The following is a 14,857-nucleotide window of genomic DNA, read 5'->3' on the forward strand; positions in this document are numbered from 1 at the left end:
ACTTTCGAATTCACTGACCAATTGTTTTTTAAAATCCTCCGAATAATGACGGCTCTTACGGATCTTTCCAAGACTTGCTTTCATAGTTTTCCACGTTTAAGTGGTCAACCTATATCAGGGACGTACACACTCTTCACAACTCCCCACTCCCGACTCCCGACTTATCACCAAAAAAAAAGCCCCGCAACTGCAGGGCTTTTTTATCTGTTATATAAAACTTACTTAAGCTTCTTCTTAACCTGAACCTCCTGGTAAGCTTCCACGATATCACCTTCTTTGATGTCGTTGTAGCCTTTGACCTGTAATCCACAGTCATACCCTTTGGACACCTCCTTAACATCGTCTTTGAATCGTTTTAATGAAGCCAGTTCGCCGGTGAAGATCACCACCCCGTCTCTGATCAGACGGATTCCGGAATTCCTGTAGATCTTACCATCAGTCACCATACATCCTGCAATGGTTCCCACCTTGGAGATCTTAAAGGTTTCCCTGATCTCTGCAGTACCGGTAATCTCCTCTTTAAGTTCCGGAGAAAGCATACCTTCCATCGCATCTTTCAGATCGTTGATCGCATCGTAAATAATCGAGTACGTACGGATATCGATTTCTTCTTTATCTGCAATGGTTCTGGCATTACCCATCGGCCTAACGTTAAATCCGATAATAATTGCATCAGACGCAGAAGCCAGAAGTACATCCGATTCGGTGATCGGACCAACGGCCTTATGAATGATATTGATATGAATCTCTTCGGTACTCAGTTTCTGGAAGGAATCTGTTAGCGCTTCCACAGAACCGTCCACATCCCCTTTAAGGATAATATTAAGTTCTTTAAAGTCACCCAGTGCGATACGTCTACCGATCTCATCAAGGGTAATATGACGCTGCGTTCTTACCGACTGCTCTCTCAGCAACTGCGTACGTTTGGCAGCGATCTGCTTGGCTTCCTTCTCATCTTCGAACACATGGAACTTATCTCCTGCCTGTGGCGCTCCATCAAGTCCTAATACTGAGATCGGAGTTGAGGGCCCTGCTTCAGCGATGGTCTTACCTCGCTCATCCTGCATGGCTTTCACCTTACCGCTATGCGTTCCTGCCAGCACATAATCTCCTACCCGGAGTGTACCCGCCTGAACCAATACCGTAGCTACATAACCTCTACCCTTATCCAGGAAGGCTTCCACAACCGTACCATTGGCATGTTTATCAGGATTCGCTTTCAATTCGAGCATTTCGGCTTCCAGAAGTACTTTTTCAAGCAGTTCCTGAACGCCCTGGCCAGTTTTGGCAGAAATATCGTGTGACTGGATCTTACCACCCCAATCTTCAACAAGAAGATCCATTCCCGCAAGGCTTTGCTTCACCTTATCAGGATTTGCGGTAGGTTTATCCACCTTGTTAATTGCAAAAACGATCGGCACTCCTGCAGCCTGAGCGTGAGAGATGGCCTCCTTGGTCTGAGGCATCACATCGTCATCGGCAGCGATCACGATGATCGCAAGGTCAGTCACCTGAGCTCCCCTGGCACGCATTGCGGTAAACGCTTCGTGACCCGGAGTATCCAGGAAGGTAATCTTCTGACCGTTTTTCAGGGTAACCGCATAGGCTCCGATGTGCTGGGTAATACCCCCACTCTCACCTGCGATCACGTTCTCTTCACGGATATAATCCAACAGGGAAGTTTTACCGTGGTCTACGTGACCCATTACCGTTACGATCGGAGCTCTGGTCTCCAGATCTTCCGGCTGATCTTCCTCTTCGGGAATTGATTCTTCGATATCGGCAGTAATAAACTCGACCTTATAACCGAATTCTTCCGCGATAATAGAGAGGGTTTCTGCATCGAGACGCTGGTTCATGGTTACCATCATTCCCAATGACATACACGCAGAGATCACCTGGGTTACGGACACATCCATAAGGGTTGCCACCTCACTAACGGTAACAAACTCGGTTACCTTGAGCACTTTGCTCTCGGCTTCTGCCTGTGCCAGTTCCTCTTCGGTTTTTTGCCTGTGACTGTCTCTTTTCTCTCTTCTGTATTTGGCTCCTCTTGACTTACTGGCTTTACCCTGTAATTTCTCAAGAGTCTCCCGTACTTGTTTTTGTACTTCTTCTTCAGTAGGCTCCACTTTTTCGACCGGGGCCTTACGTCCTCTTCCACGACCTTTGGTGTCTTTCTGGAATCGACGGCTTCCACCCTGAGCCGGTCCTTTATTGGTATCCTTACTAATTCGCTTACGACGTTTTTTCTTGTCGTCAGCTGTTTTATCCTGAGCCTTGGCGGCTTCTTTCTTTTTCTTCGGCTTCTCGAATTGGGAAAGATCGATCTTCTTACCGGTGAAGTTAGGACCTGACAATCGCGTATAATTGGTTTCGATCTTTTCCGACTTCACCACCTCGTCGTCAATCATCACATCCTTGGTCTCTGGCGCAGGCTTCTCTTCCTTAACGGGTGCTTCCGCCTTAACCACTTCTTTTTCCTTTTTCTCTTCCGGTTGAGCAGCAGGTTTCGCTTCCTTTTTCACAGGAGCCTCCTGCTTTTCTTTCTCCACGGTCTTTTCTTCTTTCGCAACTTCTTGCTGAGGCTTTTCTTCAACAGGCGCCTTGGTTTCGGAAACCTGCTCCTTCACAGGTGCTTCCTCAGCAGGTTCCGGAGTGGCTATTTCAGCGGTTTCCGCTTTTTTACCTCCGTCAAGATCGATCTTACCTACGGTTTTAGGACCGCTAAGGCTGGCCTTGGCCTTGATCACCTCCTGCTCTTTCTGACGCTTAAGCTCCTGCTCTTTCTCCAGCTCCTGGCGGATGGCCTCCTTCTCTTTGCGCTTCTCTTCGCCCACTTCTTTAGAAGCCACCTTTTTACTCTTGTCTGTTTGAAATTCCTGCATAAGAACCTCATACACATCCCCGGAGATCTTGGTGGTAGGCCTTGCTTCTATCTCTATACCTTTAGATGCAAGATATTCTACCGCCCTGTCCAGGGAGATGTTGAATTCTCTAAGAACTTTATTTAGCCTCAATTTTGCGTTTTCAGCCATAAATTAATTGTTATCCTCTAATTTTTTCGTTTAAGCTGTTAGTCTTCAAATTCTGCCTTCAGAACTTTAACAACTTCTAAAATAGTTTCCTCTTCGAGGTCGGTTCTTTTTACCAGGTCTGCCAGGTCCTGCTCCAGAACACTTTTCGCGGTATCCAGTCCGATTCTCTTGAATTCGGAAATGATCCACTCTTCGATCTCATCTGAAAATTCTGTGAGCTCCACATCCTCTTCTTCGAGACCTTCTCTCAACACATCGATCTCGTACCCGGTCAATCGCCCGGCCAGACGGATGTTAAACCCTCCTTTCCCGATCGCCTTTGAAACTTCCTCCGGCTTCAGTGTTACTTCAGCATGCTTGGTTTCTTCGTTCAAAGTTACGGAAGTTACCCGAGCCGGACTCAATGCCCTGCTGATAAACAACTGCGGGTTGTTGGTGAAATTGATCACATCGATATTCTCATTACCCAATTCACGAACGATACCGTGAATACGGGAACCCTTCATCCCCACACAGGCTCCTACAGGATCTATACGATCGTCATAGGAATCAACAGCCACTTTTGCCTTCTCTCCTGGGATACGCACCACTTTCTTCACCGTGATCAGTCCGTCAAAAACTTCGGGGATTTCCTGCTCAAAGAGCTTCTCCAGAAACTCAGGAGCGGTTCTTGACATGATGATCATGGGCTTATTCCCCTTCAATTCCACGCCTTCAATGATACCTCTTACATTCTCTCCTTTACGGAAAAAGTCGGAAGGGATCTGTTTTTCCTTTGGAAGGATGATCTCATTCCCTTCATCATCGAGTAAAATTACAGCTTTATGACGAATATGATGCACCTCTGCAGTATAGATCTCTCCAATGAGGTCCTTAAACTGCTTGTATATGGTGGTATTATCATGCTCGTGTATCTTGGAGATCAGATTTTGTCTCAGTGCAAGTATGGAACGACGCCCGAGGTCAATAAGCTTCACCTCTTCAGAAACATCCTCTCCCACTTCAAAGTCAGGCTCGATCTTTCTGGCTTCTGTCAGCGAGATCTCCTGATTCTCATCTTCTACTTCTCCGTCAGCGACAACAACCCGGTTTCTCCAGATCTCAAGGTCACCCTTGTCCGGGTTAATGATAATATCAAAATTATCATCTGAACCGTATTTTTTCTTCAGAGCATTTCGGAAAACATCCTCCAAAATAGCCATTAACGTTACACGATCTATGAGCTTGTCATCTTTAAACTCTGAAAATGAATCGATCAATGCAAGATTTTCCATGGTAATTGTCTAATTAAACGTTATCATCACTTTAGCTTCTACAATATCTTCTATAGCAACCTCTCTCTCTTTCTGAACGGTTACTTTCCCTTTTCCAACCGGTTTAGGCTCTCTGGCCTTCCACTCCAGAAGGATATGGGTCGGGGTCGCACCGGCCAGGTTCCCTTCCAGGGTCTCCTCTGCCAGCTTCACCTTAAGTTTTCTCCCGATATTCTTGGTGTACTGCCGCTTGTGCAGCAGTGGCTCTGTAGCCCCAGGAGAACTCACCTCCAGAGAGAAATCCTCTTCCTCCCTGTCCAGATTGTGCTCTACCTTACGGCTCACTTCGATACAATCCTTTAGGTTAACCCCCTGATCCCCGTCAATGACTACCAGGATCTTGTTATCCGGAGTCACCTTGAGGTCGATCAGAAAAAGGTCTTCGCGCTCTTCAAACACTTCATTCAGAAGTTCTTCAACCCGTTCTTTCAGCATTTGTTATTGGTATAAAAAGAGGGGACACCTGTCCCCTCTGAAATCAATTATCATCTCTTTCAACGCTGCAAATATACAATTTTTTTTAAACCTTTCACAGGCCCGGAAATTGCAATTTGCTCAGACAGCGTAAAATAAAAAAAGCCTCCCGATCAGGGAAGCTTTTTTTGTTGGCCTACAAGGACTCGAACCTTGAACGACTGAACCAAAATCAGCTGTGTTACCAATTACACCATAGGCCATCAGCAGTGCTCTGTTGGATGCGCTCATCCTCGAAAGCGGTTGCAAATTTAGTACAAACTTTTATTTGCGCAAACATTTTTAAAATTTATTTCCATTCAATTTTATTTTCTCCTGTTAAGGTTGATTAAAAGCGCTACCCTGTCTTATATTTATTCTTAAATTCGCCACCAATAGAAAATAAGTACATGACTGCATTACAGTTTAAAAAATGGGATACGATCCTTGGCTGGGTCGTTTTCGCCATCGCCCTGACCGTTTATCATTTGACCGTTGAGCCTACTTCCAGTTTCTGGGATGCTGGGGAGTATATCGCAACAGCCTCCAAGCTACAGGTAGGTCACCCTCCAGGGGCTCCATTGTTTCAAATGATAGGTGCCTTTTTCGCTAATTTTTCTTCGAATCCCGAAACCATTGCGGTTACCGTTAACCATATGTCGGTATTCTCCAGCGCCTTTACCATTCTCTTTATGTTCTGGACCATCACCAACCTCACCCTGAAGCTCGCCAGCATGCAGGGAGAGATGACGGGGGCAAAATATGTGGCTGTACTGGGAAGCGGACTCACCGGAGCCCTTGCGTTTACATTTACCGACAGTTTCTGGTTCAATGCAGTGGAAGCCGAAGTGTACGCTATGGCAACCTTCCTGATGGCGCTCATGTTTTACCTCGGACTAAAGTGGTCTGATGAAATGCATACCTCAAGAGCCAATCGCTGGCTGATCCTGATCGCCCTGATCACCGGACTTTCGTTCGGGGTGCACTTTATGGCCCTGCTCACCATCCCGGCCATAGGTATGATCTATTACTTCAGAAACTATAAGGAGCATACTGCCAAAGGGTTTATCCTGGCCAACCTGGTCTCAATAGCCATCCTGTTGTTTATTTTTAAACTCCTGCTTCCTAATGTGATGCGCTTTTTCGGTTACCTGGAAGTATTTTTCGTGAACAGCATGGGGCTCCCTTTCAATTCGGGAACCGTTATTGCAGCCATCCTGGTCATTGCAGCCTTCTGGTACCTGTTGCACTATACCCGACAAAAACAATACCCTATATTAAACAGTGTGGTGCTAAGCACTATGTTTATCCTGATCGGATTCTCCACCTGGCTCATGATCCCGATCCGGGCCAACGCAGGAACGGTAATAAACGAGAACAGCCCTACCGATGCCAGGCAGTTACTGGCCTACTATAATATGGAGCAGTATCCGGAGACCCACCTGTTTAACGGCCCGATGTTTACTGACGCCTGGGCAGGGCAGGATCCCGTTGATCCTTTCCGGGACGACAAACCTAAATATGAAAGAGATTACGAAAACGGCAAATACGTCATTGTTAACGATTACAAGGATGCGCGACCGAACCCTCATGGCGATCATGTGGGCTTCCTGCCACGGATGTGGAGCAGTGAGCACGCAGCAAATTATATGAAGATCACCGGACCGGTTAATATCCGGGTAAAGAGAGAATACCGGGGCGACCAACAGCTCACCGGGGCAGTGGCCCGGCTGGGTAGTGATCTGGAAAACGGCAGCCTCGATACCGAGGATTACGTTCGGTTCATCAAGCAGTTCAGTGAATTTATAGAGGTGGAACGACCCACTTTCTGGCAAAACATGCATTACCTCTTCGATTTCCAGATGGGATACATGTACTGGAGGTACTTTTTCTGGAATTTTGCAGGACGCCAGGACGATATCCAGGGTAAACTCGACAACCATGGCAACTGGCTTAGCGGCATAAAATTCGCCGACGAGTGGCGCCTTGGCTCTCAGGACAACCTCCCTTCTGATGTCCTTAACAATAAGGGAAGGAACACCTATTACTTCCTGCCCATGATCCTAGGCTTGATCGGATTCCTCTTCCTCTTAAAAACAAGCAAGCAGAAATTCTGGGTCCTGTTCGTACTCTTTATGTTTACAGGACTTGCCTTAAAAGTCTATTTGAACGAAAGACCCTTCGAACCACGGGAACGGGATTATGCCCTTGTGGGGTCCTTTTATGTTTTTGCGATCTGGATCGGAATGGGCGTCTATGCCCTTTTCGACGAGTTTAAGCGATTCCTTGCTCCTAAGATCCTGGCCCCGCTGGTTACAGTGATCTGTCTCCTGGCCGTACCTGCTGTTCTGGCTACAGAAAACTGGGACGATCACGACCGGTCTGACCGATATACTGCACAATCGATCGCAAAATCCTATCTTGAATCCATTCAGGAGAATGCCGGAGCCATGCTCTTTACCATAGGCGATAACGATACCTTCTCCTTATGGTATGCCCAGGAAGTTGAGGGGTACCGAACCGACGTAAGAACCATCAACACCAGTTTGTTTGCCACCGATTGGTATATCGACCAGATGAAACGCGCTGCCTACGAAAGTAAGCCGATCCCATCGCAGCTTACCCACGACCAATACGTTTACGGGGTTAGAGACCTGATCTACTATCATGAACTCACTGACGAACGCTGGGATATCGACCGTTTTATGGAATGGGTATCGAATGACAAGTACACCATGGATTTTGTGCTGAAGCGCAAAGGGATCGATCCTTCCCGTTATCCTGAAAGCTACAGGAACCTTCATATTTACCCCACCAACAAGATCAGGGTACCTGTCAATAAAGAGAATGTTCTTAAAAGCGGACTGGTTAAACCGGAAGATGCGCACCTGATCGCAGATTATATCAATATCGATCTTCCAAAAGACGCCCTACCGAAGAACCGTATCATGATGCTGGACATCCTGGCCAACAACAACTGGGAGCGTCCGATCTACTTTACCGGTGGTAGTTTTGATGCCGCAGAATACATCTGGATGAAAGACTACCTGCAGCTTGACGGACTGGTGTATAAGCTCGTTCCTATCAAGACGCCTATCGACCCCAAGAACCCGTATGAAATGGGACGAATAGATGAAGACCTGATGTACAATATCGTCATGGACTGGAAATGGGGGAACTCCCAATCCACGGAGATCTACCACGATCCCGAAACCCGGAAGAACAGCATCTCTTTCCGGGGCAACCTGGCCAGGCTAACCGAAAAGCTCATCGCAGAAGGTAAAACCGAAAAAGCCAGGGAGATCATTGATCTGGCCATGGAGAAGATGCCGTTCGGCTATTTCGGCTATTACGTCTTCCTCGAGCCATTTGTAAATGGTTATTACCAGGTAGGAGAACCTGAAAAGGCCAGAGCGCTTTTCGAACAGGTCGCTAAAAAATACCAGGAATACCTCGAGTATTACGGGTCTATGGATGATATGGAACAACTCAACTACACCAAGGATATCATTAATAATATGGAACGTTACCGGGGGCTGATCGACATCGTCGTGCAGAACGACAGCGAAGATTATGGCCTGGAACAGGCGCAGATCTTTAATGACTACCTGCCGATGTTCTCTATATACCGGGAGGCGCAGCGCTCCAGAAATGAAGAGCTCATGCAACCGGAGGCACTTCCTGCTGAGGTTGTTCCTGCAGATTCTGCAGCTGACTCCAACGCAGAGGAAGAGGGCTCAGACACCGTGAGAGAAAATTAGAAAACAAATGGCCGGGCTTAAGCACCCGGCCTTTTTTTATATGAAGCCATACCTTTTCAAAACTCCTGCCCTGGTGGAGCGACTCTACCCTGACCTTGAATGGAAGGCAGAAAAGACGAGAAAGACCGTATACCTCACCTTTGATGATGGCCCTACCCCCGTGGTTACACCCTATGTTCTGGAACAACTGGAAACCTATCATGCCAGGGCCACCTTCTTTTGTATCGGAAAAAATATAGATCATCACCCGGAGTTGTTCAGGACACTTCTTTCCAAGGGACACCGCATCGGGAATCACACCTTTAATCACCTGAACGCCTCCAAAAGCACCCCCGACATCTATATGAAGGAGGTAGAAAAGACTGAAGAGCGAATTGCACTGGAAACCGGGAGTCCCGGGAAGAAAGAAACCCCTCTTTTCCGGCCGCCTTACGGAAAGATCAATAAAAAAATTACCGGGCTACTGCATGCCCAAGGCTACCGGGTGATCATGTGGAGTTTACTAAGTGCCGATTTCGACCCTGCCCTGAACACAGCCAAAAGCCTTTCCAGCCTGAAAAAACACACCCGGCCGGGAAGTATCATTGTATTTCACGACAGCCTGAAAGCCTTTGAAAACCTAAAGGTGATCTTGCCGGAATACCTGAAATTCCTAAATGAAAATGGATTTGAAATGGAAAGCCTCTGACCCGGACTTAAACGTATTCCTGAAGTAATCCTATAAGGGTATCTGCGTCCTGTTCGCCACTCTGGCGCCAGACCATCTCCCCGTTCTTATAGATCATAAGCGTTGGCAACCCTTTTACCCTGAGGGCCTCGGCCAGCTCGCGGTTCTTATCAACATCGATCTTGATCACCTTGACCTTGTCTCCCATGGCTGCAGCAACATCGCGAAGCACAGGGTGCATCCCTACAGACTGATCATTCCACTCTGTGTAAAAATCGAGGAGCACCGGTACTTTAACATCGATTAATTCGCCAAATTTTGACATATAGTATTGAAATTTAAGCGCTTGACAAATCAAATGTAATAAAAAAACTAATAAACTGAGTCAAAGCGCTGCATTATACCTCAGAAGAGCGCTTGCGAAGTTCGATCACGGTAACCTCCGGCCAGATCCCCACCCGTCCAGGGTAACCTATAAATCCGAAACCGCGGTTTACATTGATATATTGCCCCAGCTCCTGGTAGATGCCTGCCCAGTATTTGTAACGGTATTTTACCGGACTCCATTTGATCCATCCCGGAATTTCAACCCCGAACTGCATCCCGTGGGTATGTCCGCTTAGGGTAAGATGTACATGCCAGGGGTGCCTCAATACCTCCTGTTCCCAGTGCGAAGGATCATGGCTCATGAGGATCTTAAAATCCTTCTCGCTTACATCCTTTAAAGCCAACTCCAGATCTCCGGCTTTTTTAAATCCACCGGCTCCCCAGTTCTCGACCCCTACCAGCGCGATTCGCTGATCGCCCTTTTGCAGAAACCTGCTTTCGTTAAGCAGCAGATCGAAACCAATTCGCTGCTGTATACGCTTGAGTTCTTCGAGGTTTTCTTCCTTATCTTCTTCAGTATTCCATTCAGCGTAATCGCCATAATCGTGATTACCCAGCACCGAGAACACCCCGTCCCGAGCCTTTAATTCGGAGAAAACATCCATCCAGGGATGCATTTCCCGTGCAACACTATTCACCAGGTCGCCGGTAAACAAGATCACGTCGCTATCCTGCTTATTTACCAGGTCTACAGCATAGGACACCTTCTCAGGATCATCAAAACTTCCGCTGTGAATATCCGAGATCTGCGTAATGGTGTACCCATGAAAAGCATCCGGAAGGTCATCAAACTCCAGAACATACCGCAATACCCGGTAATCGTACTTCCCCTTATACATCCCATAAAGCAGGGAAGCAAAAGGAATGGAAGCCAAAAGGAGGGCCACCTGACTTACAAAACGCCTTCGTTCCGGAAAATGCACCTTTGCTCCCGTTCCCGAATTAAATATCTTTCTCAGCACCCATCCAAAAAACCGGATCACATCCTCAACCATCATGATCGCCCCCGAAATAAACCCAAGCGCCATAAAAGCCAGGAATATCCCAACGGAGACACTCATCGCACTGCTCATTCCCTGTGAACGGTCGTAACCACTGAACTGGACATAGATATTGCCCAGCACCACGAGAAACACCAGGAGGTACATCCCTTGTAACCAGGGATTCTTCACCAGGGTGCGCAGGGCCTGAAACCCATAAAAAGCGCCCACCAGGTAGAGTATTCCGAGAAAAATAAAGAATCTAGACATGCGTTATAAACGATTGTGTATCACAAAAGTATTCTTCTCCCGACAGAAGCCGGACCTTTTAATTTTTATTTAACCAAGTTTACCATCCTTTTAATAACTGCGGGATCGGAAACATAGATCTCCCTTTCATCCGGCAGACTTTTTGGGTAAAAGGAGATCTTTGGAAGGGGCAGCGACTGATGCTGAAGCCTGGTAGCAGAAAAATGGATCTCCCTGAATCCCCTGGTCTTGAATTTCCCGATATTCCTCTCAGTGACCCCGCCTCCCGGCATAACAATGATTTCATCCCCGTATTTCCGCTCTAAAGTCACAAGGGCATCGAGCCCTTCCTCTGCGGTAGGCCGGGCTCCGCTGGTAAGCACTCTCGAGCAGCCAATCTGTAATAACCTTTCGATTCCTTCTTCCTGATCGGGCACCCAGTCAAAGGCTCTGTGGAAGGTGAAATCCATTTCACCTGCTGCCTCCATCAGACCGGCTGTTGCCACGGTATCAATGCGGTGATCCTTTTTTAAAACCCCGCAAACCACCCCGGCACAACCCAGATCGGCACACATAGCCACGTCATTGCGCATGACCTCCAACTCTTCCCTGCTGTAGGTGAACCCACCGCTTCGAGGGCGTATCAACACATAAACCGGAATATCCAATAGCTCCACTACCTTTTTTATCAGGGCATAAGAAGGCGTTACCCCACCGAGTACAAGCTCCGAACAAAGTTCTACCCTGTGGGCTCCGGCTTTTCCCGCATTTACAGCAGACAGTAATGATGGTGCGCAAACTTCTGTGATCATTTTGGTCAGGGTCAGGTGTGGATACGACTCCTTTAAAGGTACCGATTATTTTCCACCCTACTAAAGCCTAAAGCTCTTACCTTAAGATACCATTAGCCAGCAAATTACCGCGACACTCCCAATTAGCCATTGAACCCAAGGCGCACCGGCACACAAAGTGCACTCTCAATTAATAAAACAGGTTTTCTGCATTTCCTTTAAAACTTCCTTATTTTTACGCAGAACATATATCAGATCACCATTATGCCGGAACAAAAACGTCTTTTTTTACTGGATGCCTACGCCCTTATTTTCAGAGGTTATTACGCCTTTATTAAAAATCCAAGGATCAATTCCAAGGGTATGGATACCTCTGCCATCATGGGCTTTATGAATTCCTTATTAGACGTTATTAAAAGGGAACAACCCGACCACCTTGCCGTAGCCTTCGACAAGGAAGGGAGCAAAGACCGGCTGGAAATGTTCGAAGCCTACAAGGCCAATCGGGACGAAACCCCTGAGGCGATCAAAATAGCGGTACCGTATATCCAGGAAATTCTTAAAGCGATGCACATCCCGGTGATCGAAAAACCAGGATATGAAGCCGATGACATCATTGGTACCCTGGCCAAACAAGCCGAGAAGGAAGGGTATAAAACCTTTATGGTTACCCCGGACAAGGATTTCGCCCAACTGGTAAGTGAAAACATATTTATGTACCGCCCTTCCCGCATGGGAAATGGCATTGAGATCTGGGGTATCCCGGAAGTACAGAAAAAATTTGAGGTGGAACGGCCCGACCAGGTGATCGATTACCTGGGTATGATGGGAGATGCCGTAGACAATATCCCGGGATTACCTGGCGTTGGAGATAAGACTGCCAAGAAATTCATCAAGGAGTTCGGAAGCCTGGAAGGCCTGTTGGAAAACGCCGATACGCTTAAAGGAAAAATGAAGGAGAAGGTGATCGAGAACGCCGAACTCGGAAGGTTGTCTAAAAAACTAGCCACCATTATGATTGACGTTCCGGTGGAGTTTCACGAAGAAGATTTTGAGCTGAACACCCCGGATTTCCCCAAGGTTAAAGAGATCTTTCATGAACTGGAGTTCAGGCGAATGGAAGAAAACCTACTCAAGACCTTTCATGTGGAGGAAACTGAGAAAAAGGAAAGCACCGCCCAGGAAGGCATTAACGCCAGCCTCGAGGTGCAATACGATCTTTTCGGCACCCCGGCAGAGGGTGGTTCGGCAACCCAGACCAGCCCCTCGGGATATAAAACCATTGACGACACCCCTCATTTCTACCAGTTGGTAAATACCGGGAAGTCAAGGACCTTACTTCTGGAAAAACTGCTCTTACAGAAAAGTGTGTGTTTTGACACCGAAACCACCAGCCTGAAAGCCCTGGAAGCTGAACTTGTAGGTTGTGCATTTTCATGGGAACCCGGCAAGGGCTATTACCTTCCATTCCCGGAAGACCAGGAGGAAACCCGGGAGCTGCTGGAAAATTTCCGGGCATTTTTTGAAAATGAAGAGATCGAAAAGGTCGGTCAGAACCTGAAGTATGACATCAAAGTACTTTCCCGTTACGGCATTGAAGTGAAAGGCCCCGTATTTGACACCATGATCGCGCATTACCTGATCAACCCGGACATGCGCCACAATATGGATGTGCTCGCAGAGACCTATCTCAATTACAGCCCGGTACCCATTGAAAAGCTGATCGGCAAAAAAGGAAAGAATCAAAAATCCATGCGCAGTGTTGGGATGGAAGAACAAACGGCCTACGCCGTAGAGGATGCCGACATCACCCTGCAGCTGAAACACCTCTTTGAAAAGGAGCTGCCCAAGCGAAATGCAGAGGACCTGTTCAGGAACATAGAAGCGCCCCTGGTGAAAGTGCTGGCCGAAATGGAAATTGAGGGGATCAACCTGAATGGTGAATACCTACGGGAGTTGTCAAAGGAAATGACCGGGGAGATCGCCCAACTGGAATCGGCTGTTTATGAGCAGGCCGGAGAAGAATTTAACCTGGCCTCCCCGAAACAGCTGGGTCCTATTCTGTTTGAAAAGCTTAAACTGGCAGACAAACCTAAAAAAACAAAAACAGGACAATACTCCACGGCAGAAGATGTACTGTCTGACCTTGCCGAAGAACACAAGATCGTTGCAGACATTCTCGAATGGAGGCAACTCAAAAAGCTTCAAAGCACGTATGTAGATGCCCTTCCCGAGGATGTGAACCCGGATGACGGGCGCATCCATACGGTATACATGCAGGCCGTGGCTGCCACCGGAAGACTGAGTTCCAACAACCCAAACCTTCAGAATATTCCTATACGAACCGCGCGCGGGCGCCAGGTCAGAAAGGCATTTATCCCCCGAAATGAAGATTACACCCTACTGGCTGCCGACTACTCCCAGATAGAATTGCGTATTATCGCTGCCTTAAGCCAGGAAGAAACCATGATCCAGGCGTTCCGCGATGGCCAGGACATTCATGCCTCTACTGCCGCCAAGGTATTTAACATTCCCCTGGAAGAGGTTACCCGCGAGCAGCGAAGCAATGCCAAGACCGTAAATTTCGGAATCATCTACGGAGTATCGGCATTCGGTCTTTCCAACCAGACCTCCCTGAACCGAACCGAAGCGAAAGAATTGATCGACACGTATTACAAGACCTATCCGAAACTGAGAAATTACATCAGCAGCCAGATCGATTTTGCACGGGAGAACGGCTATGTGGAAACCATCCTGGGAAGGAGAAGATACCTCAAAGACATCAACTCAAGAAACCAGGTCGTAAAAGGAGCCGCAGAACGCAACGCCGTGAATGCCCCCATACAGGGAAGTGCAGCCGACGTGATCAAGATCGCCATGCTGCGCATCCAGGAGAAGCTCAAAAAAGGCAACTACAAGACCCGAATGCTGCTTCAGGTACATGATGAACTCGTTTTTGACGCACATAAGGACGAACTGGAAGAGGTAGGAAAAATGATCAAGCATGAAATGGAGAATGCTTACACCCTGAGCGTTCCCCTGGATGTGGAACTGGGAACAGGAAGCAATTGGCTGGAGGCTCATTAACACCTAAACAGACAGTTTTCAAATTCCTAATCACAAACGGTCAAAACCTAAACGTGCAGATCTTTTTATATGCCAGACAACAGTTCTTTGATCCAGTCTAATTGATAAAACATATGCCCCGGAACTGCGTA

Annotated in this window: 9 protein-coding genes and 1 tRNA gene; 3 read left to right on the forward strand and 7 right to left on the reverse strand. The window is 47.5% G+C overall.

The window, feature by feature from the left end; all coding sequences use genetic code 11:
* Positions 1–218 precede the first annotated feature (218 nt).
* The 4 genes from infB to K7R11_RS00020 all read right to left on the reverse strand — a co-directional run bounded on the left by infB (position 219) and on the right by K7R11_RS00020 (position 5,028).
* Positions 219–3,038: a translation initiation factor IF-2 gene (gene infB, locus K7R11_RS00005; protein ID WP_224487659.1), complete on the reverse strand. Its 2,820-nt coding sequence runs from the start codon at positions 3,036–3,038 to the stop codon at positions 219–221.
* Between the two features lie 38 nt (positions 3,039–3,076).
* On the reverse strand, positions 3,077–4,312 hold the full coding sequence (gene nusA, locus K7R11_RS00010) for a transcription termination factor NusA (protein WP_224487660.1): 1,236 nt from the start codon (positions 4,310–4,312) through the stop codon (positions 3,077–3,079).
* Positions 4,313–4,321: 9 nt separating this feature from the next.
* Complete coding sequence (rimP, locus tag K7R11_RS00015) at positions 4,322–4,786, reverse strand: ribosome assembly cofactor RimP (protein WP_224487661.1); 465 nt, start codon at positions 4,784–4,786, stop codon at positions 4,322–4,324.
* 170 nt (positions 4,787–4,956) lie between these two features.
* Positions 4,957–5,028: transfer RNA gene (locus K7R11_RS00020), tRNA-Gln, on the reverse strand.
* 186 nt (positions 5,029–5,214) lie between these two features.
* Here K7R11_RS00020 and K7R11_RS00025 point away from each other — a divergent pair.
* Together K7R11_RS00025 and K7R11_RS00030 are read left to right on the forward strand one after the other, a co-directional pair.
* A complete protein-coding gene (locus K7R11_RS00025) occupies positions 5,215–8,565 on the forward strand; it encodes a protein O-mannosyl-transferase family (protein WP_224487662.1) in 3,351 nt (1,116 codons plus the stop codon).
* 7 nt (positions 8,566–8,572) lie between these two features.
* Positions 8,573–9,253, forward strand: a complete 681-nt coding sequence (locus K7R11_RS00030) for a polysaccharide deacetylase family protein (RefSeq protein ID WP_224487663.1) — start codon at positions 8,573–8,575, stop codon at positions 9,251–9,253.
* Between the two features lie 7 nt (positions 9,254–9,260).
* Here K7R11_RS00030 and K7R11_RS00035 read toward each other — a convergent pair whose 3' ends face one another.
* The 3 genes from K7R11_RS00035 to K7R11_RS00045 form a co-directional block, all read right to left on the reverse strand.
* The gene (locus K7R11_RS00035; protein ID WP_224487664.1) at positions 9,261–9,557 is read right to left on the reverse strand and encodes a thioredoxin family protein; all 297 of its coding nucleotides are present in this window, start codon (positions 9,555–9,557) and stop codon (positions 9,261–9,263) included.
* A 73-nt stretch (positions 9,558–9,630) separates the two neighbouring features.
* The gene (locus K7R11_RS00040) at positions 9,631–10,869 is read right to left on the reverse strand and encodes a metallophosphoesterase (protein ID WP_224487665.1); all 1,239 of its coding nucleotides are present in this window, start codon (positions 10,867–10,869) and stop codon (positions 9,631–9,633) included.
* A 65-nt stretch (positions 10,870–10,934) separates the two neighbouring features.
* The gene (locus tag K7R11_RS00045; protein ID WP_224487667.1) at positions 10,935–11,660 is read right to left on the reverse strand and encodes a copper homeostasis protein CutC; all 726 of its coding nucleotides are present in this window, start codon (positions 11,658–11,660) and stop codon (positions 10,935–10,937) included.
* A gap of 243 nt (positions 11,661–11,903) precedes the next feature.
* Here K7R11_RS00045 and polA point away from each other — a divergent pair, with 243 nt between their 5' ends.
* Positions 11,904–14,726: a DNA polymerase I gene (polA, locus tag K7R11_RS00050; protein WP_224487669.1), complete on the forward strand. Its 2,823-nt coding sequence runs from the start codon at positions 11,904–11,906 to the stop codon at positions 14,724–14,726.
* The last annotated feature ends 131 nt before the right edge of the window (positions 14,727–14,857 follow it).

The organism is Robertkochia flava, from assembly GCF_020166515.1.
Taxonomy (GTDB): Bacteria; Bacteroidota; Bacteroidia; order Flavobacteriales; family Flavobacteriaceae; genus Robertkochia; species Robertkochia flava.